Origin of the sequence: Pseudomonas sp. LjRoot71 (assembly GCF_964253255.1) — a bacterium.
In the GTDB taxonomy this organism is placed as follows: domain Bacteria; phylum Pseudomonadota; class Gammaproteobacteria; order Pseudomonadales; family Pseudomonadaceae; genus Aquipseudomonas.
This window is the reverse complement of the sequence record NZ_CAXURA020000001.1, coordinates 960,134-982,773: the sequence shown is the minus strand read 5'-3', so window position 1 is coordinate 982,773 and position 22,640 is coordinate 960,134. Positions and strand designations below refer to the sequence as shown.

The following is a 22,640-nucleotide window of genomic DNA, read 5'->3' as shown; positions in this document are numbered from 1 at the left end:
CTTAGAACTGCAGGATCAGGGTTTTCAGCGGCGGTTGGCCATCTTGCGAGGGGAAGTCGCTGGCGGGCTGTAGCACTTGCCAGTCACGCACCGGGCGGCCAAGTTTTTCCGCACAGCGCAGCACCTGTTCGCGCCAATCGCTGAGGGCGACTTTTGCCAGGTTGTTGCAGCAGATCAGCACGCCGTCTTCGGCGGTGGCGAGAATCGCCGGCTTGAGCAAGCTCTGGTAATCGCGCAGCAGGTCGACGGTGCCGAAAGCGCTCTTGGCCCAGGCGGGCGGGTCAAGCAGCACCAGATCGAACTGGCGTTGTTCCAGGCGCGGGTAGTGCGGCAGTTTCTGTCCGCGCCGGGTATTGATCGGCAGGCCGGCCAATTGGCGAATCGCCGGGAAGTAGTCCGACTGGACAAATTGCATGGCCGGTAACTCAGGGTTGAGTACACCATTCTCGCGGCCGACCGCCAGATTACCTTCGGCAAAATCCAGGTTTACGACTTCGCGGGCCCCACCGGCCGCTGCGCTCAAGCCAACGCCGCAGGTGTAGGCGAACATGTTGAGTACGGATTTACCGGCGCTGTGCGCTTTGACCCAGCCACGGGCGTTGCGCAGGTCGAGGAACAGCAGCGGGTCCTGCCCTGCATGGCGGCCGCGCACGCGGTAGTTGAGGCCCCATTCGTGGCCAATCAGGTCTTCCAGTGCAGCCGGTTCGGCCTGATAGACCGGGTCGCTGCGATCAATGCGCGAATTGCCCTGGGAGCGGTCGTTGTACACCAGCAGCAACGGGGTGCCGAGGCCGGCCTGGCACTGTTCGGCCAGATGCAGCAGTTCATCGCGGCTCAGGTTCTGGTGAAAACTCTGCACCAGCAGTTGTGGGCCGTAACGGTCGATGGTCAGACCTCCAGCACCTTCCTGGCTGCCATGGAACAGGCGATAGCAGTCCGTACCTTGCTGATGCAGTTCGGCCAGCAGGTTCTGACGATTATGCAGTGCGGCGCGCAGCGCCTGATCGAGAGCGGGCATGCACGGCGACTCTGAGTAAGGAGGGCGCGCAGTTTACCAAGAAAAACGCCGGCGTTTGCCGGCGTTGTTTTGATGCAGTGTGTCGGGTGGATGTTCTGTTTACCTCCACTCTAGCGGTGGAGTGATGAAGCGTGATCCACCCTAAGGCTTAGTTGCGTTCGATCGCCAGTGCCACGCCCTGGCCGCCACCGATGCACAGGGTGGCGAGGCCTTTCTTGGCGTCGCGCTTGATCATCTCGTGCAGCAGGGTGACCAGCACGCGGCAGCCGGAGCCGCCAATCGGATGGCCAAGGGCGATGGCGCCGCCGTTGACGTTGACCTTGCTGGCATCCCAGTTCAGCTCTTTGCCCACCGAAAGGGCCTGGGCGGCGAAGGCTTCGTTGGCTTCGATCAGGTCGAGGTCGGCCAGTTGCCAGCCAGCTTTCTCCAGGCAGCGTTTGGTCGCCGAGACCGGGCCGATACCCATGATTGCCGGGTCGACGCCGGCGTTGGCGTAGCTGGCGATCTTTGCCAGTACCGGCAAACCGAGGGCCCTGGCTTTGTCTGCGCTCATCAGCAGCACGGCCGCTGCACCGTCATTCAGGCTTGAGGCGTTGCCGGCGGTGACGCTGCCGTCCTTCTTGAAGGCTGGCTTGAGTTTGCCCAGGCTTTCGGCCGTAGTCCCGGCGCGCGGCTGCTCATCAGTGGCGAAGGCCACTGGGTCGCCTTTGCGCTGCGGAATCAGGATCGGGGTGATTTCATCGACAAAGCGTCCGGCTTCGATGGCGGCCACGGCTTTCTGCTGCGAGGCGGCGGCGAAGGCGTCCTGTGCTTCGCGGCTGATTTCGTACTTGTCGACCAGGTTTTCGGCGGTGATACCCATGTGGTAGTCGTTGAAGGCATCCCACAGGCCATCGCTGATCATGGTGTCGATGACCTTGCCGTGACCCATGCGCAGGCCGGTGCGCGCGCCGGGCATCACGTAAGGGGCCAGACTCATATTTTCCATACCGCCGGCGATGATCACGTCGGCGTCTCCGCAGCGGATCGCCTGAGCGCCCAGGTGCAGGGCTTTCAGGCCCGAACCGCAGACCTTGTTCAGGGTCAGTGCCGGCACGGCATGCGGCAGGCCGGCGAGGATAACGGCCTGACGCGCCGGGTTCTGCCCGGAGCCTGCGGTGAGTACCTGGCCAAGAATCACTTCATCGACCTGCGCGCCGTCCAGACCAGTTTGTTCCAGCAGGCGGCGGATGACCGCGGCGCCCAGCTCGGGGGCTGGGATATTCGCCAGCGAACCCTGGAAGCTGCCGATGGCGGTGCGGGTGGCGGCAACGATGACGACGTCTTGCATAACGCGATCCTCACAAATGACAGGCGCGGCGGGCCGCGAAAGGTCGCTATGTTGGCACAGCGGCTTTGTTCACGGCCAGCACGCGAACTGGCCGGTCAGCCGCGCGGGGGCAACTGCAAACGTTTGCACGCACGGTGGATAGCGCCGCCGCGTACCGCCCAGCGCAGCACGGGAGCCAGGCTGTGTACGCCGCTGTGGATCATCCGGCTGCGTGCCGGGCTGATCTGCTGACCGAGCATCTGTTGGGCCCACGCTGGCAGCAGGTCTATGCCGGCCTGCATTAGCAGCTTGGCCGCCGGCGCGGCGAGGGTGCTAGGTGCCGGCGCGTTGAGCAGGATGCGCAGGATCTCCAGCGAGCGTTCGTCGCAGCGCAACTCGGGGCGCACAGTTGCCAGGTAGGCGGCGACCTCGGCGCGTGAGCGCGGCACCTGAGTCGCGCCCAGACGTTCGGCGATCAGCGCAATTTCCGCGTAGTAGCGATCCTGGGCCGTCTCGCTCAGCTGTGGGTTGCGGTAACGCAGGTGAGCCTGGAGGAAGCTGTGCACCTCGGCCACATGCACCCAGGTCAGCAGTGCTGGGTCACTGGCGGCATAGGCGCGGCCGTCCGGGGCGGTACCAACGACCTTGAGGTGAATGGTCTTGACCTTGTCGATCAGCCAGTCGGCATCGGCGCGCGCGCCGTAGGTGGTGCCGGAAATAAACTGCCCGGTGCGCCGCAAGCGGCCGAGCAGGTCGTCACGAAAGTTCGAGTGATCCCACACGCCGGCCAATGCCAGTGGATGCAGGGCTTGTAGGAGCAGGGCGCTGATGCCGCCGATCAGCATGCTGGTGAAGTCGCCATGTACCTGCCAGCTCACCGAGTCCGGGCCGAACAGGCCAGGGTCGCCCTTGGGGTTTTCGAAGTCGATCTGGCCGAGGGCGATACCGCTCAGGCTAAGGACTTGGCTTTCGATACGGCGGCGCAGAAATTCCATGGAATAGGCTGTTCGTATGCAGGTATAGGGTGGATCGCGCTTTAGCGATCCACCGAGTGGCGCTCCATTGCGGGGCTTTTGGTGGATGAGCAGAGCGTCAGCTACGCACCTTGATCCACCCTATACCCTGGCGCGGTTATCGGTTCAGGCGCTGTTCGATCAAGCCGTCGACCACAGTCGGGTCGGCCAGGGTCGAGGTGTCGCCCATGTTTTCCAACTCGTTGCAGGCGATCTTGCGCAGGATACGTCGCATGATCTTGCCCGAACGGGTCTTCGGCAGGCCGGGGGCCCACTGGATCAGTTCGGGCTTGGCGAAACTGCCGATTTCCTTGCCGACCAGGGCCAGCAGTTCCTTCTTTAGCGCGTCGTTGATTTCCACGCCGTTCATCGGTGTGACGAAGGCGTAGATACCCTGGCCCTTGAGGTCGTGCGGGTAACCGACCACGGCGGCTTCGGCCACTGCGTCGTGCAGCACCAGGGCGCTTTCCACCTCGGCGGTGCCAATGCGGTGGCCGGAGACGTTGATCACATCGTCCACCCGCCCAGTGATCCAGTAGTAACCGTCCTCGTCGCGGCGCGCGCCGTCGCCGCTGAAGTAGTAACCGGGGTAGGGCTTCAGATAGGTGTCGATCATCCGCTGGTGGTCGCCGTAGACGCTGCGGATCTGACTCGGCCAGCTGTCCTTGATCGCCAGCACGCCTGAGCCGGGGCCATCGATTTCCTTACCCTGTTCATCCAGCAGCACCGGCTGCACGCCGAAAAACGGCCGGGTTGCCGAGCCGGGTTTGAGGTCGGTGGCACCGGGCAGCGGGGTGATCAGGATCGCGCCGGTTTCGGTCTGCCACCAAGTATCGACGATCGGGCAGCGGCGTTCGCCGACCACGTTGTAATACCACTCCCAGGCTTCCGGGTTGATCGGCTCGCCGACGCTGCCGAGCAGGCGCAGGCTGGTGCGCTCGGTGCATTCGACCGGGCCAGTGCCCTCACGCATCAGCGCACGCAGGGCGGTGGGCGCGGTGTAGAAGATGTTCACCTGATGTTTGTCGATCACCTGCCAGAAGCGCGAGGCGGTGGGATAATTGGGTACGCCTTCGAAGATCAGGCTGGTCGCGCCGTTGGCCAGTGGGCCGTAGACGATATAGCTGTGCCCGGTGACCCAGCCGACGTCGGCGGTGCACCAGTAGATATCGCCTTCGTGGTAGTCGAATACGTACTTGTGGGTCATCGCCGCCATCAGCAAGTAGCCACCGGTGCTGTGCAGCACGCCTTTTGGCTTACCGGTCGATCCCGATGTGTAGAGGATAAACAGCGGATCTTCGGCATCCATCGGCTCTGGTGGGCAGTCGCCTGAGGCTTCACGCAGCGCTTCGTGGTACCAGATGTCGCGGCCGTCGACCCAGCTGATCTCGCCCTGAGTACGCTCGATCACCACCACTGTGCTGACGGCCGGGCAGCTCTGCAGCGCCTTGTCGACGTTGGCCTTGAGCGCCACGTACTTGCCGCCACGCACGCCTTCATCGGCGGTGATCACCGTGCGGCAATCGGCATCCAGGATGCGGTCACGCAATGCGTCCGGGGAGAAACCGCCAAACACCACCGAATGCACCGCGCCGATGCGCGTGCAGGCGAGCATGGCGTAGGTGGCCTCGGGGATCATCGGCATGTAGATGCACACCCGATCGCCCTTTTTTACCCCACGGCTTTTCAGCACGTTGGCCAGGCGGCTGACGTTATGGTGCAGCTTCTTGTAGGTGATGTGCGCCGATTCGCTGGGGTTGTCGCCTTCCCAGATCAGTGCAATTTGCTCGCCGCGTTTTTCCAGGTGACGGTCGATGCAGTTGTAGCTGACGTTCAGTTGCCCGCCCTTGAACCACGAGCCTGAACCGCTGAGCAGGTCGCCCTGCTGCACGCTGGTCCAGGGTTTGCTCCAGTCAAGAAAGGCCTTGGCCTGCTCGGCCCAGAAGGTTTCCGGTTGCTCGATCGATTGCTGGTACAGACGCAGGTAGTCGTCGTTATCCAGGTGGGCGCGCTGGCGCACAGCATCGGGCACAGGGTGGCGAGTGATTTCGAACATGGCGGGTCCTTGTTGTTGTGTTCCGCGATGCTCGTAGGGTGAACCAAGCGGATGCTTGGTTCAAGTGCTGGCCCTGCGCTTGGCCGTGTTGCTTAGCCGCGATGGCGCTCGCGGAAGTGCTGGATCAGTCCCTGGGTCGAGGCATCGCTGGCAGGCTCGTCGAGCTGACCGGTGAGGCGCTGGTAGACGCCCTGGCCGAGCTCCTTGCCCAGCTCGACGCCCCATTGGTCGAAGGCGTTGATGCCCCAGATGGCGCTCTGTACGAACACCTTGTGCTCATACAGCGCCACCAGCGCGCCGAGGTTGAACGGGTCGACCCGGTTCAGCGCGAGGATATTGCTCGGGCGGTTACCGGGGATCACCTTGTGCGGTGCCAGGCGTTGCACTTCGCTCTCGTCGAGACCCTTGGCGCGCAACTCGGCTTCGGCTTCCTCGCGAGTCTTGCCGTGCATCAAGGCCTGGCTCTGCGACAGGCAGTTGGCGAACAGCCATTGGTGATGGTCGGCTAGCGGGCTGAAGCTGTTGACCGGGACAATAAAGTCCGCCGGGATCAGCTCGGTGCCCTGGTGCAGCAACTGGTGATACGCGTGTTGGCCGTTACAGCCCACGCCGCCCCAGATCACCGGCCCGGTGCTGAAGTCCACGGGGCTGCCGTCCTGGCGCACGCTCTTGCCGTTGGATTCCATATCCAGCTGCTGCAAATGCTTGGTGAAGTTACGCAGGTAGTGGTCGTAGGGCAGAATCGCCTGGCTTTTCGCGCCCCAGAAATTGCCATACCAGATGCCCAGTAGGGCCATCAGTACGGGCATGTTTTCCGCCAGCGGCGCCTGGGTGAAGTGCTGGTCCATGGCGTAGGCGCCAGCCAGCAGTTCCTTAAAGTTGGAAATACCGATGGCCAGGGCGATCGGCAGGCCGATGGCCGACCACAGCGAGTAACGCCCGCCGACCCAGTCCCACATCGGGAAGATGTTTTCTGCCTTGATACCGAACGCGATGGCGGCTTTCTGGTTGCTGGTGACCGCAATAAAGTGCTTGTGCAGTTCGGCTTCCGGGCCGCCCAGGGCCAGGTACCAGTCGCGGGCAGCGAGGGCGTTCTTCAGGGTTTCCAGGGTGCCGAAGGATTTCGACGAGACGATAAAAAGGGTGGTCTGCGGATTCAGGCGGGCGGTCAACTCGCGGAATTCACTGCCGTCAATATTGGCCAGGTAATGGCAACGCACGCCGCGCTGGGTAAAGGGGCGCAGCGCCTCGGATACCAGCTGCGGGCCGAGGAACGAGCCGCCGATGCCGATGTTCACCACTTCGGTGATCGGTTTGTCGCTGTAGCCGCGCCACAGGCCGCTGTGGATGCGGCTGACCAACTCGGTCATCTGGTTGAGCACGCGGTGCACCTGGGGAATCAGGTCTACGCCATCGAGTTTCAGACTGCGACCAATCGGGCTGCGCAAGGCTGTGTGCAGGGCCGCGCGGCCTTCCGAGGCGTTGACCTGCTCGCCCTTGAACAGCGCCTGGATGGATTCGCCCAGTTGGCTTTGCTCGGCCAGTTGCACCAGAAGTTGCAGAGTCGTGTCGTTGACCAGGTTTTTCGAGTAATCCAGCAGCAGCCCGCAGCCGCTCAGGGAGAACCGCGAGAAGCGCTGCGGATCACTGGCGAAGGCCTCGCGCAGGCTGAAGTCGTTCATCTGCTGGCGATGTTCGCGCAGTGCCTGCCAGGCGGGCAGGTTGGTGACATCATGCGGCTGCTGGTAGTAAGCCATTGGTGCGTGTTCCTTTCCTGGGTGCGGCTAATCAATCATGTAAAAAGGCCCGGAGTGATCCGGGCCTGGAGTGTAGCTGGCAGGTGCGGTTGGCAAGCCTGCTTAAGTAGACCCCTGCAAACCGCTCAGGTTGCCAAGGCGGTGTGTGCAGCGGTCAGTCAATGCCTGTTCTCAGGCGGAAGTATCGAGCTCAAATGCCAGGTTGTCGATCAGCCGGGTGCTGCCGATAAAAGCGGCCAGCAGAATCACCAGGTGCTGATCATCGGCTGTAGCCGGGCGCAAGCCGTTGGCTTCACGCACTTCCAGGTAGTCAGGGCGAAAGCCGACGGCGCTGTGCTGTGTCTGGGCGGCATGAATCAGCTTGGCGTAGTCACGTTCGCCTGCCTGGATGGCGGCGGCCATCTCGCGCAGGGTGCGGTACAGCACGGGCGCGGCAGCACGTTGCTCGGCCGTCAGGTAACCGTTGCGCGAAGACAGTGCCAGGCCGTCGTCGGCGCGTACGGTGGGTTCACCGATAATCTGGATCGGCATATTCAGGTCACGCACCAGGGTGCGGATCACTGCCAGTTGCTGGAAATCCTTCTGGCCAAAAATCGCCAGGTCCGGCTGCACCATGTTGAACAGCTTGCTCACCACCGTGGCGACCCCTTCGAAGTGCCCAGGACGACTGGCGCCGCACAGGCCTTCGGACACACCGGGCACGCTGACGCGGGTCTGGCCGTCCATACCGCTGGGGTACATTTCTTCTACATCCGGGGTGAACAGCAGGTGGCAGCCGGCTTCGACCAGCTTCTCCTGGTCCGCGAGCAGGGTGCGCGGGTATTTGTCGAGGTCTTCGCTGGGGCCGAACTGCAACGGATTGACGAAGATACTGGCGACCACGAAGTCGGCGCGCTGGGCGGCTTTTTCCACCAGTGCAGCGTGGCCTGCGTGCAAGTTGCCCATGGTCGGCACGAAGGCGATCTGTTTGCCTTCGGCGCGCGCCTGGGCGACAGCGGCGCGCAACTCGCGCACGCTTTTAACTGTGTTCATGCAGAAAATCCGTGTTCGGCTGCTGGGAAGCTCTGGTCTTTGACCGCTTTGACATAAGCGCTGATGGCGTTCTGGATGCTGCTCTGGCCGGCCATGAAATTCTTCACGAACTTCGGCGTACGGCCGCTCAGCGACAGGCCGAGCATGTCGTGCAGTACCAGCACCTGGCCGTCGGTGGCCACGCCAGCACCGATGCCGATCACCGGGATTTTCACTGCCTGGCTGATTTCTGCAGCCAGTTCGCTGGGCACGCATTCCAGCAGCAGCATGGCGGCGCCGGCCTGTTCCAGGGCCATGGCGTCGGCGCGCATCTGCCGGGCCTGGGCTTCCTGGCGGCCCTGCACTTTATAACCACCAAGGATATTCACTGCCTGTGGGGTCAAGCCCAGGTGGGCGCAGACCGGTACACCACGTTCGGCCAATTGGTGAATCGGCTCAGCCAGCCAGGCGGCACCTTCCAGCTTGACCATGTGCGCGCCGGCCTGCATCAGCGCGGCGCTGTTGTTCAGGGCTTGCTCAAGAGTGGCGTAGGCCATAAAGGGCAGGTCGGCGAGAATCAGCGCGCCCTGGTTGCCACGTTTGACGCTGGCGGTGTGGTACGCCATGTCGGCGACAGTAACGGGCAGCGTGCTGTCATGGCCTTGCAAGACCATGCCGAGGGAATCGCCCACCAGCAGCACATCGACACCGGCCTGGCAGGCCGTTTGGGCGAACGTGGCGTCATAGCAGGTCAGCATGGCGATTTTCTCGCCGCTCTGCTTGAGGCTTTGCAGGGTGGTCAGGGTTACATCAGGCATGAAAACTGTCCTCACTCAGGCGTTCAGTCAGCAGTTGTGCTGCTTCAAGTTGGCCTGCATTGGCCTCGAATTGCACCGGTGCGGGGCAACGGGACGCCTATAGTCCTGATGGGGGGGCTCGAAGTCAATTGCGGGTGTTACCGGCCTGTTACTGGCGTTACCGCCAATGTGCCTGCCTGACTTCGAGGTTAGTGCAACGGCGCAGGCATGACTCGGCAGTCGCGGTTGATCGGTTTCAGGTCTGCGCGGCTGCGCTGAGGCGTTCCAGGCCCGTATAAGGGCAGGCGTCCAGCAGCTCGCTCAGCGCGCGACCATCCGGCAGCTGCAGGTCAGGGGCAATCTCGGCCAGTGGATAGAGAACAAAGGCGCGGGCGTGCATGTGGTAATGCGGCACGATCAGGCGCGGCTCATCGAGTTGTAGATCACCGAACAACAGGATATCCAGATCGAGCGTGCGCGGCCCCCAGCGTTCAGCCTTGCGCGTACGGCCCTGTTCCAGTTCGATAGCCTGCAGCGCATCAAGCAGGGCCAGTGGGCTGAGTGTGGTGTCCAGTGCGGCAACGGCATTTACATAGCGCGGCTGATCCGCCGGGCCCAGCGGATCACTGGCATAGAAGGCAGATTGCGCAATCAGATGCGTTTGCGGCAGGGCGGCCAGGGCGGCCAGGGCGCTGCGCAGTTGCTGGAGCGGGGTCGCCAGATTGCTGCCCAGGCCGATGTAAGCGCGCGTCATCACTCACCTGCAGCAGGGCTGCCAGCATCACTGGCGGGGCCACGCTTGCGCTTGCTGTTACTGCGTTTGCGCTTGCGTGGTGCGCCTGGGCCATCGTCCTTGCTGCTGAGGTCGCGAATCATGTTGCGGCGCTCGCTATCACTAACGTCCTGATAACGGGTCCACCAGTCACCCAGCCCGCCAGTTTCTTCACCGGCGCTTTCACGCAGCAGGAGGAAGTCGTAACCGGCGCGGAAGCGTGGGTTTTCCAAGAGCATGTCGGCACGCTTGCCGCTGCGACGTGGCAGGCGCTCTTGCATGTCCCAGATTTCACGGATAGGCATGGTAAAGCGCTTAGGTACGGCGATGCGCTGGCACTGTTCGCTGATCAGCTCGTGAGCGGCTTCCTGCATGGCCGGGATCGGCGGCATGCCGCGCTCCTGTAGCTTGATCACGCGGGCCGGCAGCGCAGGCCAGAGCAGCGCCGCCAGGAGGAAAGCCGGGGTGACGGTCTTGCCCTGATGGATACGCAGGTCGGTGTTGTCCAGGGCATTGCGGATCAGTAAATCGGTGTAGTCCGGGTTGTGCTTCAACGCTTCGGCACTGGCCGGGAACAGCTGGCCGAACAAACCGTAGTCGACCAGCAGTTCGTAGGTGTACACCGCGTAACCGGCGAGGAACAGCTTGAGCACTTCATCGAACAGGCGCGCGGCGGGGATTCCGCCGAGTAGCGGGGCCAGTTTGTAGATCGGCGCGGCGCTGTGTTTCTCGATGTCGAAGTCCAGCTTGGCGGCGAAGCGCACGGCCCGCAGCATACGCACCGGGTCTTCCTGGTAGCGCTGGGTTGGGTCACCGATCAGACGGATCAGGTGGTTGCGAATGTCGTGCACGCCATTGGCGTAATCGAGAATGCGTTCAGTGACGGGGTCGTAGTACAGCGCATTGATGGTGAAATCGCGACGCTGGGCATCGTCTTCGAGGGTGCCGTAAACGTTGTCGCGCAAAATGCGTCCGCTTTCGTTGCGCGATGACAGGTTGCTGTTTTCTTCTTCATCGCCTTCGGGGTGGTTGGCGCGGAAGGTTGCCGTTTCGATGATTTCACGGCCGAAATGCACATGAACCAACTTGAAGCGGCGACCGATTACTCGCGCGTTACGGAACTCGGCGCGCACCTGCTCGGGTGTGGCGCTGGTCGCGACGTCAAAGTCCTTGGGCTCGATATCCAGCAGCAGGTCGCGCACGCAGCCACCGACCAGGTAGGCCTGGTAGCCGGCCTGTTGCAGGCGTTCGACCACGCTGATGGCGTAACGGCTGATTTCACCGCGCTCGATCGGGTGCTGACTGCGGCTCAGCACTTCAGGCGTGCTGTGCGAGTGTTTGCCACGACGAATGGGGGTACGGAAGGACTTGAACAGCTTTTTCAGCATGGGAGGCACTGTTTGACTAAATGACTGGCCAGAGTATATGCCGGCCGCAGGAATGGCGCGGATTCTAGCATTGAGTCGGGAATTTCGGGAGTTACTGCAGGAAAAGGCAAGAGAGGGTTACAGGCGGGGAGTTGGAAGCTACTGGGGGAGCCGAAGCTCCCCCCCAAATTGGTGCGTGCTCTATTTTTATTATTATGGCGGGCTTGTTGTTTTTGTTGATTTGCCCGTTCCATCCAGTCAAGGACCTTTGGAAACCTTCCCAGGTCGGGAATTAAGAGCAAACGGATTGCTTTGGATGCTGACGCTGCCATGATCACACAGTGACCCAACCAGTTCCGGCGCTGCCTTAGGGCAGTTTTATTATTCTCAGCCTGGTTTTGGGGCGAACCCCAAAGGCAATTCCGTTCCAAAAGAATCAGTTAGCTGCGCCTCCGCGTTATTGTTTTTGTTGTGCTGGAGTCGATGTGTCTTATTTTTATTATTCAGGGTCATGCTTGTTATTGTTGTTGTGCCAGCAATAAAGCAGAACCCGTGCCAGTTTTTTTAATTCCTTTAAAAACAATGGTTTGGGGTGTTTATGGGGTGGCGGGTAGGCATAAAAAAGCCGGGTTCTCGTTACCATAAGACCCGGCTTTTGTTACTAAGTGTTGGATGGGTAACAGACTGGGGAACCTCTGGCGCACACATCTGTCACCCACACGCAGGGCTCTAGCCTGCGGTTGCCCCCGAAGATTTGCGCCGTGGAATACCCAGGCGTTGGCGACGTTCCCATAAGCACTTACGGCTGATACCGAGTTTGCGGGCCAGTTCGGTCTCGGTCATGTGGTCCTGGTGTTCCAGAACGAAGTGCTGAAAGTAGTCTTCCAGGGACAGATCTTCGGTCGGTTCGCTCGGCTCATGCCCCAGGCCGTTGCTCTGGGCAGGCAGACCGGTAAAGTCGTCCTCAAGGTCATCCAGCTCGATATCGATGCCCAGCAGCTCGGCCGAGATGCTGTTGCCTTCGCAGAGAATCACCGCGCGCTCGATGGCGTTCTCCAGCTCACGCACGTTACCCGGCCAAGGGTAATGGCGGATGGCCTGTTCGGCGTCGCTGGCAAAGCTCAGGTCGAGGCGACCCTGGCGGCTGCTCTGGCGGATCAGGAAGGCACGGGCGATTTCGATCACGTCGGCCCCACGCTCGCGTAGTGCGGGGAGTTTCAGGGCGATCACATGCAGACGGTAATACAGGTCTTCACGGAACTGGCCGATCTTCGACAGGGTTTTCAGGTCGCGGTGGGTAGCGGCGATCAGGCGCACATCGACTTTCTGTGATTGCACCGAGCCGACCCGGCGAATCTCGCCTTCCTGCAATACACGCAGCAGACGCGCCTGAGCCTCCAGAGGCAACTCACCGATTTCATCGAGGAACAGGGTGCCGCCGTCGGCGGCTTCCACCAGACCGGCACGCCCGGCGCTGGCACCGGTAAAGGCACCTTTTTCGTGGCCGAACAGTTCGGATTCGATCAGGGTTTCCGGGATGGCCGCGCAGTTCACCGAAATCAGCGGTGCCTTGGCTCGGCGCGAAAGGTTGTGCAGGGCGCGGGCGACCAGTTCTTTACCGGTGCCGGACTCACCCTGGATCAGCACGTTGGAGTCAGTGGGCGCGACCTTGCGAATCTTGCTGTACATCTCCTGCATGGCGGCGCAGGAGCCGATGATGCCGATTTCGCCATTGCTGTTGTCCACCACCTTGTCGGTGTTGGCTTTTGCCGCACTGGTGGTCGGTGCCGGCGCACTCTTGGCCTGCTGGTGATCGCGCAGGATGCGCGCCACGGCCTGGAGCATTTCGTCGTGGTCGAAAGGTTTGGCGATGTAATCCACTGCACCCATCTTCATAGAGTCGACCGCTGATCGCAGGCTGGCGTAACTGGTCATGATCAGCACCGGGGTGCCTTGGCCGAGCTTGATCAGCTCGGTGCCGGGCGCGCCCGGCAGGCGCAGGTCGCTGACGATCAGGTCGAAACTGGGGATGCTGAAGCGCTCTTGCGCTTCCTGTACCGAGCCGGCTTCGCTGACTTCGTATTGGTTACGTTCCAGCAGGCGACGCAAGGCAGAGCGGATAATGGTTTCGTCTTCGACGATCAAAATATGAGGCATCAATTCGGTCTCTCGACGGTCTCGGGGCATGCCGCTGGGCTAAAGGGCCTGGCAGGCATGCTCGCTGGTAGCTGGTTTAAGTCGCTATGGACGTCGTCTCGACATGTCGCGGCAGGCTGACCCGGATACGGGTGCCACGTTGGAGCTCGGGGTCGGCCGGGCTGTCGATTGTTATCTGTCCATAATGCTCTTCCACGATCGAATAGACCAGTGCAAGGCCCAGCCCCGTACCTTTGCCCGGGTCCTTGGTGGTGAAGAAGGGTTCGAACAGGCGGTCGATGATCGCCTTGGGAATACCGCTGCCTTCATCCTCGACGATCAGGTCGACGGTGTGCTCGAAACGCTCGCTCTTGACCCTGATCGCGCTGCCCGCTGGTGAGGCATCGCGGGCGTTGGAGAGCAGGTTGATCAGTACCTGGGCCAGGCGTTGCGGGTCACCGACCACCCAGTGGTCGGAGTCGCAGAGGTTGAAAAACTGCACTTCGACACTGCGCCGGTTGAGCGCCAGCAGGGCGATGGCATCCTGGGCGACCTGCGCCAGGCACACCGGTTCTTCGCTGTTCTGGTGGCTGCCGGAATGGGCAAAGCTCATCAGCGACTGAACGATGCGTGACACGCGTTTGGTCTGCTCGATGATCTGCTCGCTGATCTCGGTCAGCTCCGGGTCGCCTTCGCGCTCTTCGCGCAGGTTCTGCGCCAGGCAGGCGATGCCGGTGATCGGGTTGCCAATTTCATGCGCCACCCCGGCGGCCAGGCGACCGATAGAAGCCAGGCGCTCGGAGTGCACCAGCTTGTCTTCGAGCATCTGGGTTTCCGTGAGGTCTTCAACCAGCAGCACCAGGCCGCTGTTACCCGGCGCCAGGGGCTCGTCGATGGCCGCCTTGTGCAGGTTGAGCCAGCGGGTCTGGCCGTCGAGGGCCAGACGCTGTTTGTGCAGGTGCTCGTCGGGCAGTTCGATAAACCGTTCCAGCAAGCCGCGCCAGGGCTCGCCCAGGGTATTCAGGCGCGAGCCGACCACACGCTGCGCGGGGATTTCGGTGAGCTCTTCCATGGCCTTGTTCCACATCAGGATCTCCTGATCCTTGGCCAGCGAACAGACGCCCATGGGCAGCTCCTGCAGCGTCTGACGGTGGTAACGGCGCAGGGTGTCGAGTTCGGCGGCCAGGCCCGTGAGGCGCGAGTGGTAGTCCTCCAGGCGGTTCTCGATAAAGTGGATGTCTTCGGTGACGTAGGTTTCGCTGCCAGCTTTATAAGGCAGGAAGGTTTCGACGATGTCCTGGGCCACGCTGGGGCCCATCAGGCCGGAGAGGTTGGCCTCGATGCGGTCGCGCAGGCGGCGCAGGGCATAGGGGCGGCCTTCATCGAAGGGCAGATGCAGGTCGCGCAGGGCTTGCTCGACTTCGTGCTGGGCCGTTTTCGCCCCCAGCGGTTTGGCCAGTTGCGCGGCAAACTCCTGCGGCGAGGCAGCCAGCAGTTCACGGCGTTGCGGGCGGCGCACGTTATCCACGGCGCAGGCTTCGGCAGCGCTCTTTTCCTCCGGGCTGGCTTCGGTAAACAGCGAGACCAGGGTGAACACCAACACGTTGGCGGCCAGCGAGCCAATGGCGGCCAGGTGCCAGCTGCTGTCATCCAGCACATAGATGACGTTGAACCAGGGCAGGTAGAAACCCTGCAGGTTGCCGAGCATCGGCAGCAGCATGCTCACCACCCACACACCGACACCCGCCAGCAGCCCGGCGATAAAGCCTTTGCGGTTGGCGGTCGGCCAGTACAGCACCGACAGTACGCCGGGGAGGAACTGCAAGGTGGCGACGAAGGCGACGATGCCGAGATTGGCCAGGTCCTGTTCGGCACCGAGTAATAGATAGAAGCCGTAACCGGCCATGATGATCAGCAGGATCAGCGCGCGCCGCGTCCACTTCAGCCAGCGGTAGATATTGCCTTCCGAGGGTGGCTGGTACAGCGGCAGCACCACATGGTTGAGCACCATGCCTGACAAGGCCAGGGTGCTGACGATGATCAGCCCGCTGGATGCTGCCAGCCCGCCGACATAGGCAATCAGTGCCAGGGTCTGGCTGTTGACCGCGATGCCGACGCCGAGGGTGAAGTATTCCGGGTTGGTGGTGGCGCCCAGTTTCAGCCCAGCCCAGAGGATCAGCGGCACCGCCAGGCTCATCAGCAGCAGGAACAGCGGCAGACCCCAGCTGGCGCTGACCATGGCACGCGGGTTGAGGTTCTCGGTAAAGGTCATGTGGTACATGTGCGGCATGACGATAGCCGAGGCGAAAAACACCAGCAGCAGGGTGCGCCAAGGGCCTTCCTGCAGCGGCGTGTGCAGGCTGGTCAGCGACGACTGGTTCTGCACCAGCCAGGATTGCAGGTCCTGCGGGCCGTCGAACACACCATACAGCGCGTACAGGCCGATGGCGCTGATCGCCACCAGTTTGACCACCGACTCGAAAGCGATGGCGAACACCAGGCCTTCATGTTTCTCGCGGGTGGCGATATGCCGCGCGCCGAACAGGATGGTGAACAGAATGATCAGCCCGCAGTAGGCCAATGCCACGCGCTCCTGCACCGGCTCGCGGGTGAGAATGCCGATGGAGTCGGCCACCGCCTGAATCTGCAGGGCCAGCAAAGGCAGCACGCCCACCAGCATAAACACGGTGCTCAGGGCGCCGGCCCAGGTGCTGCGAAAGCGGAAGGCAAACAGGTCGGCCAGCGATGACAGCTGGTAAGTACGGGTGATGCGTAGAATCGGGTAGAGCAGCACCGGCGCCAGCAGAAACGCCCCGGACACCCCGAGGTAACTGGCGAGAAAACCGTAGCCGTATTGGTAGGCCAGCCCCACGGTGCCATAGAAGGCCCAGGCGCTGGCATAGACGCCGAGCGACAGGGTGTAGGTCAATGGATGGCGGATCACCCAGCGTGGAATCAGGCCGTGCTCACTGATCCAGGCCACGCCAAACAGAATAAGAAGGTAGGCCGCGCTGATCAGAATCAGCTGGCTCAGGCTAAAGCTCGTCAGCATCACGTTGGCTCTGAAGGATAAAGGTCACGACTATCAGGATCAGCCACAGCAGGTAGGGGCGGTACCAGGCCCCATTGGGGTCGATCCACCAGTCCATGATGGCCGGGGAGAACAGGTAGATCCCCACCACCAGGATCAGCACCAATCGATAGATATACATGCCGCATCTCTTCACTAAATTGCCGGCGATGGTAACGGATGCGTGACGCTCTGCGTAGGCTGGCTGTTGGTCGGGCGGCGCGAATAGGGTGGTGCAGGCTTGGCTTTTTCTTATTACTTGGTACTATCGTTCCACTTAATAAGAAAAACGCTGGAGATTGCCATGCGCCTTGCCCCGCTTTCCGTGTTTACCCTGTCTGTGCTGCTCGCCGCTTGCGGCGAAGAACCGGCCCCGGTGGCCAACCTGGATTTCCAGAAGGACCTGCAAACCCAACTGATCAAGGCCAAGCCTGGCACGGTGATCGAGATCCCGGCCGGCACCTACCAGCTTGATCGCAGCCTGAGCCTGAAAGTCAGCGGTGTGACCATCAAGGGCGCGGGCATGGACAAGACCGTCCTCAACTTCAAAGGACAGAAGTCCGGTGCCGAAGGCCTGCTGGTGGATGCCTCGGACTTCACCATCGAAGACATCGCCTTCGAGGACACCAAAGGCGATTCGCTGAAAGTGGTGGGCGGCAAGAACATCATCATCCGCCGCGTGCGCACCGAGTGGACCAACGGCCCTGCCACTGAGAACGGCGCCTACGGCATCTACCCGGTGCAGACCGAGAACACCCTGATCGACGGCGCGGTGGCCATCGGCGCCTCTGATGCCGGCATTTATGTTGGCCAATCGCGCAACGTGGTGGTGCGCAACAGCCGCGCCGAGCGCAACGTCGCCGGGATCGAGATCGAGAACACCATCGACGCCGACGTGTATGACAACGTCGCCACCGGTAACACCGGCGGCATTCTGGTGTTCAACATGCCCAACCTGCCGCAGGCCGGGCGGGTGACGCGGGTGTTCCGCAACAAGATCGAAGGCAACAACCACAAGAATTTCGGCCACAAGGGCACGCCGGTGGCCAGCGTGCCGGCGGGTTCCGGGGTAGTGATCAACTCCAATGACGATGTCGAGGTGTTCGATAACGACATTGGTGACCACAAGACCGCCAACGTGATCATCAGCAGCTACTTCAGTACCGGCTATACCGATCTGTCCACGGCCGAGGGTTTTGACCCTTATCCGGAAGGCATTCATATCCACGGCAACCGCTTCGGCCCCGGTGGCGACAGCCCGGATCACCTGGAGCTGAAGGCGCTGAAGGTCAGCCAGTTCGGCTTGAACGGCCGCCTGCCGGATATTCTCTGGGACGGCTACGTCAACCTCGACATCCTCGTGGATGGCAAGCTGCCTGCGAATCGGGCGATCTGCATCAATAACGGCGAGGCGGCGATGATCAACGTCGACGGGCCGAACAACTACAAAAACATCAGCACCGATATGACCCACTACCGTTGCAGCCTGCCGCCATTGCCTGCCGTCAAACTGGCCTCGGCTGATGCCGACCAGGGGGCCTGATGCGTCGTCTGTTACTGGGGGCGCTGTTGCTCCTCGCCGGCTGCGATCAGCAGCCGGCGCCGCTGTACCTGCCGCAAGGCGACAACTACCCGCAAACACTCAGCGAGTGGGGCATGCTGCAGCGCGCCGATGGCTTTATCGCGCCCATCGCCGAGGCCTTGCCTTACGACCTGAATACCCCGTTGTTCACCGACTACGCACACAAGCTGCGTACCGTCTGGATGCCGGCGGGTACAGCGGCGACCTACGCCGAGACGCACTTCGATTACCCGGTCGGCACAGTGCTGAGCAAGACCTTCTACTACCCCAAGGATGCCCAGGGTCGGCTGCTGCTTAATGAGCGGGACGACCGCGACCCGCAACGCGGCCTGGAGCTGGCGAGGGTGCAGCTGATCGAGACACGCATCCTGCTCAAACAGCAGGACGGCTGGGTGGCGTTGCCCTATGTGTGGGACGAACAGCAGCAGGAGGCCCATCTCGAATGGGCGGGTGGTGGCCGTGAGTTGAGCCTGCTGGATGCCGAGGGCAAAACCCAGGCAGTGGCCTACCAGGTGCCTGACGCCAACCAGTGCGCCGGTTGTCATGAGGAAACCGCAGGGCAGGGCGTCAACCCGCTGGGCCCCAAGGCGCGCCACCTGAACAAGGATTTTGCCTACGCCGACGGCACGCACAATCAGTTGCAGCACTGGCAGCGGCAGGGCCGTTTGCAGGCTGTGCCGGCCGAGTTGCAGGGCGTCCCGCAGAACGCCTTATGGCCGACGCCGCGCCCTGGCGAAAGCCTGGAAAAACAGGCGCGCAGCTACCTGGATGCCAACTGTAGCCATTGCCACAACCCTAAAGGGCCGGGGCGTACCTCGGGGCTGTTGCTTGATCCGGCCACCGCCATTGGCATCAGCTATGGCCTGTGCAAGCAGCCGGTGGCGGCGGGTAAAGGCTCGGGTGATCGCCTGGTGGATATTCACCCCGGTCAGCCGGAGAAGTCGGTGCTGCTGTTTCGCGTGGAAAGTGTCGACCCGAGCATCATGATGCCGGAGCTGGGTCGCTCCGCTGTGCATGCCGAAGGTGTTGAGGTACTGCAGCGCTGGATCGCCAGCTTGAAGGGGGATTGTTAAGGCGCTGTACCAGTAGCGTGGTGCGTCTGTGACGCTCAACACCGAGTGTGAGGCGGGCCTGGATTCGTAGGGTGCGCCGTGCGCACAAGCCATTGTTCGTCTGTATTGGGCATAGCCGTTCAGGCTGTGAATCCCGGTGCGCACAGCGCACCCTACGGATTGTCCCTGGCAACACATGATTGGGACAGCGCCATTGTTAAGGCATCAGCCCTGTTTTCGTGCGCCGTGGTGGGCGTGGGGCATGGGTGGCCCTGTTGTGGTGCGCGTGTTTTTCCGGGCGTGGCTGCAGGGCCCGACAGCGCTGGCCGGGCGCTGGATTGGGCCACTGGCATAAGTCTTGCGCTGCTGGGTTATCGCCCAGGCTCGCAGGAGGCCCGCTGTGTCGATCCATATCGCCTTGCACCATGTCAGCCACTACCGCTACGACCGCGCGGTTAATCTTGGGCCGCAGGTCGTGCGCCTGCGTCCTGCACCGCACAGCCGTACACGGGTGTTGTCCTACGCGTTGAAGGTTGAGCCGGGCGAGCACTTTATCAACTGGCAACAGGATCCCCAGGGCAACTACCTGGCGCGCCTGGTGTTTCCGGAAAAGACCCGCGAGTTGAAGATCGAGGTCGATCTGGTCGCCGAAATGGCGGTGTTCAACCCTTTCGATTTCTTCCTCGAACCCTACGCCGAGAAAATTCCCTTTGCCTACACCGAGGGCGAGCAACTGGAGCTGGCGCCTTATCTGGTGAAGCTGCCGGCCGGAAAATTGTTCGCCAAATACCTGGCCAGCATCGAGTGCACCCCGCTGCCGAGCGTGGATTTTCTGGTGGCGCTGAACCAGCGTCTGGCCACTGATATCAGCTACCTGATCCGCCTGGAGCCGGGTGTGCAGACGCCGGAAGAAAGCCTGCAGAAAGGCTCCGGTTCCTGCCGCGATTCGGCCTGGCTGCTGGTGCAGTTGTTCCGCCATCTGGGCCTGGCGGCGCGTTTTGTCTCCGGTTACCTGATTCAGCTGAAAGCCGATGTGAAATCCCTCGACGGCCCTTCCGGCACCGAGGTGGATTTCACCGACCTGCATGCCTGGTGCGAGGTCTATCTACCCGGCGCCGGCTGGATCGGCCTCGATCCGACGTCCGGGCTGTTTGCTGGCGAGGGCCATATTCCGCTGGCTTGCAGTCCCGAACCGTCTTCGGCGGCGCCGATCAGCGGCGGCGTGGATGAGTGCGAGTGTGAGTTCAGCCACGAGATGTGGGTCGAGCGCATCTGGGAAGCGCCTCGGGTGAGCAAGCCGTATAGCGAGGCACAGTGGCAGGCGATTGTCGACCTCGGGCAAAAAATCGATGAGGACCTGCAGGAGCAGGACGTGCGCCTGACCATGGGCGGCGAGCCGACTTTTGTCGCCCTCGATTACCCGGATGATCCGGAGTGGAACACCGCCGCCCTGGGGCCAAACAAACGCCGTCTGGCCAGCGACCTGTTTCATCGTCTGCGCGAGCATTACGCGCCGAGTGCGCTGGTGCATTTCGGTCAGGGCAAGTGGTACCCGGGCGAACAGCTGCCGCGCTGGTCGTTGAACGCCTACTGGCGGCGTGACTGCGAGCCGATCTGGCACAACCCGGCGCTGTACGCCGATGAACAAAAAGACTACGGCGTCGATGTGGCCAAGGCCGCCGACTTTCTTACCCTGCTCGCCGAGCGCCTGGGTGTGGACGCTAAATACTGCGTGCCGGCCTATGAGGACCGCTTCTACTACCTGTGGCGCGAGCGCAAGCTGCCGATCAACGTCAGCGCCGAAGACCCGCGTCTGGCTGATCCGCTGGAGCGCGAACGGCTGCGCAAGGTGTTCGAGCAGGGCCTGGATAAAGTCGTCGGGCATATCCTGCCGCTGGCCCGGCAGGCCAAGCAGCTGGGCTGGCAGAGTGGCAGCTGGTTTCTGCGTGATGAGCATTGCCGGCTGATACCCGGCGATTCGGCGATGGGCTACCGCCTGCCGCTGGATTCCCAGCCCTGGGTCAGCGAGGCCGACTACCCCTACATCACTCCGGAAGACCCGAGCCAGCGCTTCGCCCCGTTGCCGGCAGCGGCGCAGATCAAGCCGCAGTCGCGTGGTGTCTGGTCAGGCAACCAGACCAGCACGAACAAACGTCCGCTGCTGGGCCAGTCCGCCGCTGGTGTGGTGCGCACCGCGCTGTGCGCCGAGCCGCGGGGCGGCAAGCTCTATCTGTTTATGCCGCCGCTGGTGCGCCTGGAGGATTACCTGGAGCTGGTGGCGGCCATCGAAGCCACTGCTGCCGAGATGAAGTGCCCGGTGCTGCTGGAGGGGTACGAACCGCCACTGGACCCGCGCCTACAGTTCTTCCGCGTAACCCCGGACCCCGGCGTGATCGAAGTGAATATCCATCCAGCCGCCAGTTGGGATGAGCTGGTTGAGCGCACTGAGTTTCTCTACGAACAGGCCCGCGAGTGTCGCCTGAGTAGCGAGAAATTTATGATCGACGGCCGTCACACTGGCACGGGTGGCGGTAATCACTTTGTCCTCGGCGGCGCGACGCCGGCGGATTCGCCGTTTCTGCTCCGGCCGGATTTGCTGCGCAGCCTGATTAGCTACTGGCACAACCACCCGTCGCTGTCCTACCTGTTCAGCGGTCTGTTTATCGGCCCAACGTCGCAGGCGCCGCGTATCGATGAAGCGCGTAACGACGCCTTGTACGAACTGGAAATCGCCTTCGCGCAGATGCCCGAGGCTGGCCGCGACTGCCAGCCCTGGCTGGTCGACCGCCTGCTGCGCAACCTGCTGGTGGACGTGACCGGTAACACCCACCGTGCCGAGTTCTGTATCGACAAGCTGTACTCGCCGGACTCGGCCTCCGGGCGCCTCGGTCTGCTGGAGCTGCGTGCCTTCGAGATGCCGCCCCACGCGCAGATGAGTCTGGCCCAGCAGCTGTTGATTCGCGCGCTGATCGCGCGCTTCTGGCGTGAGCCCTATCAGCCGGCACGCCTGGTGCGCTGGGGCACCGAGCTGCATGACCGTTATCTGCTGCCGCACTTTATCGAGCAGGATTTTGCCGATGTGCTGCAGGAGCTGGATGGTTGCGGCTATCGCCTGCACAGCGAATGGTTTGCCCCGCACTTCGAGTTTCGCTTTCCCAAATCCGGTGACTTCAACGTCAAGGGTATCGAGCTGGAACTGCGTCAGGCCCTGGAACCCTGGCATGTGCTGGGCGAGGAGGGCGGGGGCGGCGGCACGGTGCGTTATGTGGATTCCTCGCTGGAGCGCATGCAGGTCAAACTCAGCGGCCTACCGAGTGACCGCTATGTGCTGACCTGCAACGGCGTTCCGGTGCCGCTGCGGCCTACCGGCAAGGTCGGCGAGTTTGTCGGCGGCGTGCGTTTCCGCGCCTGGCAGCCGGCCAACTGCCTGCACCCGACCATCGAAGTGCATGCGCCGCTGGTGTTCGACCTGGTGGACAGCTGGATGAACCGCTCCCTCGGCGGTTGCCAGTACCATGTCGCCCATCCCGGCGGGCGTAACTACGACAGCCTGCCGGTGAATGCCTACGAGGCCGAAAGCCGACGCCTGGCGCGCTTCTTCCGCCTGGGCCATAGCCCAGGCAAACGCCCGACTCTGGCGCCAATCAACAATAATGAGCTGCCCATGACCCTGGATCTGCGCCTCGTTTAACCCCCTTCT

General features: G+C 62.3%; 15 protein-coding genes. 3 read left to right on the top strand and 12 right to left on the bottom strand.

Annotated elements, in window-relative coordinates; genetic code table 11:
• Window position 1: 1 nt before the first annotated feature.
• The 12 genes from ACSQ17_RS04670 to ACSQ17_RS04615 all read right to left on the bottom strand — a co-directional run bounded on the left by ACSQ17_RS04670 (window position 2) and on the right by ACSQ17_RS04615 (window position 16,448).
• Entirely contained in the window at window positions 2–1,018 is a 1,017-nt protein-coding gene (locus tag ACSQ17_RS04670) for a class I SAM-dependent rRNA methyltransferase (RefSeq protein WP_436067780.1), read from the bottom strand.
• Between the two features lie 148 nt (window positions 1,019–1,166).
• On the bottom strand, window positions 1,167–2,348 hold the full coding sequence (locus tag ACSQ17_RS04665) for an acetyl-CoA C-acetyltransferase (RefSeq protein ID WP_436067779.1): 1,182 nt from the start codon (window positions 2,346–2,348) through the stop codon (window positions 1,167–1,169).
• A 95-nt stretch (window positions 2,349–2,443) separates the two neighbouring features.
• On the bottom strand, window positions 2,444–3,322 hold the full coding sequence (locus ACSQ17_RS04660) for an oxygenase MpaB family protein (protein ID WP_436067778.1): 879 nt from the start codon (window positions 3,320–3,322) through the stop codon (window positions 2,444–2,446).
• Between the two features lie 136 nt (window positions 3,323–3,458).
• On the bottom strand, window positions 3,459–5,396 hold the full coding sequence (gene acs, locus ACSQ17_RS04655; RefSeq protein WP_436067777.1) for an acetate--CoA ligase: 1,938 nt from the start codon (window positions 5,394–5,396) through the stop codon (window positions 3,459–3,461).
• 92 nt (window positions 5,397–5,488) lie between these two features.
• Window positions 5,489–7,153 (bottom strand): glucose-6-phosphate isomerase, encoded by a 1,665-nt coding sequence (pgi, locus tag ACSQ17_RS04650; RefSeq protein ID WP_436067776.1) that lies wholly within the window; start codon window positions 7,151–7,153, stop codon window positions 5,489–5,491.
• Window positions 7,154–7,324: 171 nt separating this feature from the next.
• Window positions 7,325–8,185, bottom strand: a complete 861-nt coding sequence (gene panC / locus ACSQ17_RS04645; protein ID WP_436067775.1) for a pantoate--beta-alanine ligase — start codon at window positions 8,183–8,185, stop codon at window positions 7,325–7,327.
• Window positions 8,182–8,982 (bottom strand): 3-methyl-2-oxobutanoate hydroxymethyltransferase, encoded by an 801-nt coding sequence (panB, locus tag ACSQ17_RS04640; RefSeq protein WP_436067774.1) that lies wholly within the window; start codon window positions 8,980–8,982, stop codon window positions 8,182–8,184. Before panB ends, panC begins: the two co-directional genes overlap by 4 nt.
• Window positions 8,983–9,217: 235 nt before the next feature.
• Entirely contained in the window at window positions 9,218–9,715 is a 498-nt protein-coding gene (gene folK, locus ACSQ17_RS04635) for a 2-amino-4-hydroxy-6-hydroxymethyldihydropteridine diphosphokinase (RefSeq protein WP_436067773.1), read from the bottom strand.
• Entirely contained in the window at window positions 9,715–11,121 is a 1,407-nt protein-coding gene (locus ACSQ17_RS04630; protein WP_436067772.1) for a polynucleotide adenylyltransferase PcnB, read from the bottom strand. Before ACSQ17_RS04630 ends, folK begins: the two co-directional genes overlap by 1 nt.
• Before the next feature lie 708 nt (window positions 11,122–11,829).
• Window positions 11,830–13,257 (bottom strand): sigma-54-dependent transcriptional regulator, encoded by a 1,428-nt coding sequence (locus ACSQ17_RS04625; RefSeq protein ID WP_436067771.1) that lies wholly within the window; start codon window positions 13,255–13,257, stop codon window positions 11,830–11,832.
• Window positions 13,258–13,333: 76 nt separating this feature from the next.
• A complete protein-coding gene (locus tag ACSQ17_RS04620) occupies window positions 13,334–16,288 on the bottom strand; it encodes a sensor histidine kinase (protein WP_436067770.1) in 2,955 nt (984 codons plus the stop codon).
• Window positions 16,272–16,448, bottom strand: a complete 177-nt coding sequence (locus ACSQ17_RS04615) for a hypothetical protein (RefSeq protein WP_003244646.1) — start codon at window positions 16,446–16,448, stop codon at window positions 16,272–16,274. The genes ACSQ17_RS04620 and ACSQ17_RS04615 overlap by 17 nt, the downstream gene beginning before the upstream one ends.
• A gap of 162 nt (window positions 16,449–16,610) precedes the next feature.
• Between ACSQ17_RS04615 and ACSQ17_RS04610 the strand changes: the two genes are divergently transcribed.
• The 3 genes from ACSQ17_RS04610 to ACSQ17_RS04600 all read left to right on the top strand — a co-directional run bounded on the left by ACSQ17_RS04610 (window position 16,611) and on the right by ACSQ17_RS04600 (window position 22,631).
• On the top strand, window positions 16,611–17,849 hold the full coding sequence (locus tag ACSQ17_RS04610; RefSeq protein WP_436067769.1) for a parallel beta-helix domain-containing protein: 1,239 nt from the start codon (window positions 16,611–16,613) through the stop codon (window positions 17,847–17,849).
• Window positions 17,849–18,961 (top strand): SO2930 family diheme c-type cytochrome, encoded by a 1,113-nt coding sequence (locus ACSQ17_RS04605; protein WP_436067768.1) that lies wholly within the window; start codon window positions 17,849–17,851, stop codon window positions 18,959–18,961. The genes ACSQ17_RS04610 and ACSQ17_RS04605 overlap by 1 nt, the downstream gene beginning before the upstream one ends.
• Window positions 18,962–19,340: 379 nt before the next feature.
• On the top strand, window positions 19,341–22,631 hold the full coding sequence (locus tag ACSQ17_RS04600) for a DUF2126 domain-containing protein (RefSeq protein WP_436067767.1): 3,291 nt from the start codon (window positions 19,341–19,343) through the stop codon (window positions 22,629–22,631).
• The last annotated feature ends 9 nt before the right edge of the window (window positions 22,632–22,640 follow it).